The organism is Streptococcus sp. HMSC068F04, from assembly GCF_001837455.1.
GTDB lineage: Bacteria > Bacillota > Bacilli > Lactobacillales > Streptococcaceae > Streptococcus > Streptococcus salivarius_D.
On sequence record NZ_KV832523.1, the window covers coordinates 1 to 4,261 of the forward strand.

At 35.6% G+C, this 4,261-nt stretch carries 3 protein-coding genes; 2 read left to right on the forward strand and 1 reads right to left on the reverse strand.

Going from position 1 to position 4,261, the window contains the following annotated elements:
- The first annotated feature begins 148 nt into the window (after positions 1-148).
- Entirely contained in the window at positions 149-2,710 is a 2,562-nt protein-coding gene (locus HMPREF2571_RS10705; protein ID WP_218117678.1) for a hypothetical protein, read from the forward strand.
- Between the two features lie 128 nt (positions 2,711-2,838).
- On the opposite strand, the gene HMPREF2571_RS10410 is transcribed toward HMPREF2571_RS10705, so the two are convergent.
- Positions 2,839-3,201 carry a tyrosine-type recombinase/integrase gene (locus HMPREF2571_RS10410; protein ID WP_371106577.1) on the reverse strand — a complete coding sequence of 121 codons (363 nt, stop codon included), beginning with the start codon at positions 3,199-3,201 and terminating at the stop codon, positions 2,839-2,841.
- 211 nt (positions 3,202-3,412) lie between these two features.
- Here HMPREF2571_RS10410 and HMPREF2571_RS08430 point away from each other — a divergent pair.
- On the forward strand, positions 3,413-4,261 hold an 849-nt coding region (locus HMPREF2571_RS08430; RefSeq protein WP_141760074.1), incomplete at its 3' end, for a hypothetical protein.

Consider the following 4,261-nt stretch of genomic DNA (forward strand, 5'->3'; position numbering starts at 1 on the left):
TACTGTCAGTGAGAACACTACAACTACACCTAGATTAACGCCACCGGAAGAAATACTGATTTCGGGATATGCAATCTCAGGTTCTACAAACAAAGCATTAGAAGAAACTAACATCTCTATTTCTGCTCCCAACATAGCACTTCAAACTGTGGAAACAGAAAATGATGGATATTTCTACACACACTTGATAAAAGGACTTACCTATACATTAGCTGCAAAAGACTTTAAGGCGAAAATCACAGCAAATGCTACTAATAACCTTCAAGTTGAAAATATTTTAGGTCGTTTTTCAGCAGGAAAACAAACAATTATTGATTCAGGAGAAGTAATTCTTCAACCCTCAGTTGCCGAATTTGATACTATTGTCGATTATACGGTATCTGACAAAGAACACCATGTAACTTTAACAGAAGAACGGAAACTAAATTCTGGTGATATTATTGTACTACCAGCAAATGGAACTTATCCTAGTGGTTTTGCTTTCAAAGTTGTCTCTTCAAATATTGTTAATGGTAAGACTGAGATAGTTGTGACAGATGCTAAACTCGACGAAGTTACAAAGAATATTTCATATCATGAAAAATTTGATGTAGATCAGGCAACATTTAAACCAGCAGAAGGCGTTACAGTTACTGAAGAGGAATCTGACCAATGGAATCGTTCAGCTTCAATTTCTGCAACTAAAAAATTACATACTAAGATTTCTGGAATAGATGTCGACCTCATTATAAAAGGTAGTGTTGAAGCTGATATTCAACTTGTAAATAATAAGTTATATGTGAAGCCAGCATTAGACATCGAGTTGTCTTCTAAATATAATGCAAAAGCTACAATTAATGAGGAAGTTAAAGTTGGTGAGCTAGTATTTACCTCTCAAACCGGAGTAAATATACAAACTGAGCTTTACCTTTTTGTCAATGCTAGTGGTTCTTTAGATATAAAAACAAAATCTAACTTTGGAGTATCCGCAGAAATTGGTCTAAAAGATAAGAACCCTTACTATGTTCCAAACATCAGTCTTAGTAACAAACTTGATGTGGATATGAATGCTTTGTTAAAGATTGGACCTAAAACTATAATACGTCCAAGATTCCTGAATTTATCAATAGTTTCATTCGATACTTCTGTAGGTTTAGGTCTGGAAGGACAGTTTCATGCTTCTGTAACACAAAAAAACACAGAAAATCCAATTCTTGATAATGCTAGTGGAAAAGTTCTCTTATTTGGGGACTATACTATGGGATATAATATAGATGCCTGGATTTATAAGGGAAGCGGAAAATTCATCTCAAACAAACGTTTCTTTGAGATTCCAATAAGTAAAGGGGAATATAGCTCAAAAGCTACCGAAGCAAGCCATCATCACAATATTGATAATAATATAGAGGGCGAATCAACTTCTTCGAATACTCTTCCCTATAGTTTAAAAGATTATCCATTTTACAAGAGGTTACTTAAAAATACTGCTGATTATTCAGGACGTGAGGCCTTGTTTACAAGGTATGTTGGACGACCAGTTACTTATACCCTGTATGACATAGATCATGATGGTCTGCCAGAGCTTATCTTTTTAGCAGATAACCATCCTATGACAGTCTGGACTTGGACCGGTTGGAACAATCAAAACCAACACCCGGATGTGGTTAGGGTTGCTGATATAGCCGATGTATGGGATAGTGCCAAAGATCAAAAAATGACTATATATCAAGATGGTACAATAAAAATTTATTATGAGAAAAATTCTGACGATAAAATAGATAAAAAACATTATGAGATTATAAGAAAAGGAATGGGTCCATTTACTGATGAACAAAATTATGAGAGTAGTTGGACCACAGATTTTGCATACTTCTATAATGTTAACAATATTGATGAACATATTAGTTTAGCAGATTTAAATACCAAGTATATTAAATCCCCAGAAGTGGACTTTAGCAAATATCCTCAAAATATTTTGAGAGACTATTACGCTGATAAAACCTTCACACCATATCTTTCTAAGACAGTTGATCTTACAAAATGGTTAGGATATAAGTATTTATTAGAAGATTTATCACAAAACGAAAGAGATAGTCAACGAACTGGTGTTGGTAGTTTAGCAGACAATCTAAAACCTTTAATTAATTCTCCTGTTCAATATGCTTTCTATGATATTGATGGAAATGGAACACCGGAATTAATTTTTAAATCGTCTGATATAATCTTGTATATCGTAACCAGTACTGTACAAACTAGACAAGAGTCTGCGTCAGGAACATATGGAAAAGGTAATATTACTTATCTAGAATTTATCCAGCCGCCATTAGCTATTTCTGTGAACCCTATAACTCCAGTTTACTATTTCTATGACAAAGAAACAGGACAGGTAAAATATAGTAGAACTGATGGTGGAATCAAGATTTATAAAGATGGTACCATCCGATACTATGCACCTGATCCTGAATTACAATACACCACCAATAAGAGAGCAAATCAAAGAACTATTGCCTACTATAAAATTAACAAAGATAAAGCAGTGACCTATCTACTAGGATATTTCCAAAGCAATCGTGAAAATGGTCTGGAAAATTATTATAATCTTTCAAATACTGAACATTACACGCTAGACGAATTAGATCAAAATTACATTCACTCTGAAGAAATTGATTATAATTCACTTGTGTGGAAGAACTTAGTAGATTTTAATAGTGATAACCTAAATGCTGCCTAACATGTGAAATGATTAAACAGATTGGTTATTTATAACAATTTGTTTAATTGAGGAAATAAGAATGAAGAATGCTAACTAGTAATTTTAACCTACTAGTTAGCATTTTTTCTACCTTGAGGCTGATTTACTTAATGAATATACGCATTGGAAAATAATGCTTCTTTAGTCGTCTCTGCAGCTACGTGTGCATATAGCTCTATCATTGCAGTCCCCCTGTGTCCCAATTGTTGGGAGACTAGGAGGCTGTCTTTTGTTTGCCCATATAGACGTGTCGCAAGTGTATGTCGTAGTTTGTGAGGAGTAGTAGGCTTACCATAAGCGGTAGATAACTTCTTCACCAAAAGCTCAACAGAACGTGTTCCAAGTCTTGCAGGCACCTTATTATGAGTTGTTAAGAAGAATGCTTTATCTGAATCACTTGCTTCGAAACATCTCTCCCTAATCTCTAAATGACACTCAATATAAGGTTTCTCAAATAGAGCGATAATAATAACGCCCTTTTCCTCACCTTTTCAAATAACTATTCTGTTATTGTGGCTAACTAGTGTGTAAAGTCACCGAGATAACGTAGACTGATAATGGCAGATGAGGTAAAAGTCAAGATTTCTTTTAAAAAAACCTTGACTTTATTTATTTTTCTGATATATTACAAGTGAGAACTTATTTTCTAAAAATTTTATAATGTTGCTCTGGAGGTTTATTTTGACTATTAAAAAGTTGTCTAAATATGGAATTGTTTTAGTTGCTGCGGTTACTCTTACAACTGCTGTGCAGGCTCAATTCGGACAGTCGTCTACAAAGGTGTATGCTGAAGAAACAGCTAGTGATGCTAACTATGAAGATTATCGTATGTTCTACGCTTATTTTGCAGAATATCCCGATGACCCCAATAGCGGTGCTATGTCAGGTCGAGTGACTACAGTTAGCAAACCATACATTGTGGGAGAGGAGCCCTTCGGTCCTGGAAGTTATGATATTTTTGATATCACCGGCAAACATTACAATGTTGGTGATGTTATAACAATAAACGAACCTTTCCTAAATCACAAGGACGAGGAAGATAATAGACTATATTACTACTATCATCCTCAAAACTCTGATAATACAAGTGAAGCTCCTGCTGTTAGCACAACGCCGGCTACTAGTGAAGCTCCTGCGGTCAGCACAACGCCGGCTACTAGTGAAAATCCAATATCTGATAACGATCCAAGTCTTAATCGCATGTTATACCTTAATTATTCAGTAGCAGATGACCCTAAACGCAGCTGGCTCACTGGTGATGTAGTTACCCCTAAAGGATATACTGTAATGCCAGCTGACGAGCTGGAAGGGTACCCATACTACACAATTACTGGATCTAATGGTAAAAACTACTCCGTTGGCGATGTTATCACAACGGAAGAACCAGGATTATTTGGCCATGCCAACTATGAGGATGATGCCCTATATTATCGTTATTATAGAACTAACCCTAATTCAGTAAGTGAAACACCTGCAGTAAGCACAACGCCAGCTACTAGCGAAGCTCCTGCAGTAAGCACAACGCCAGCT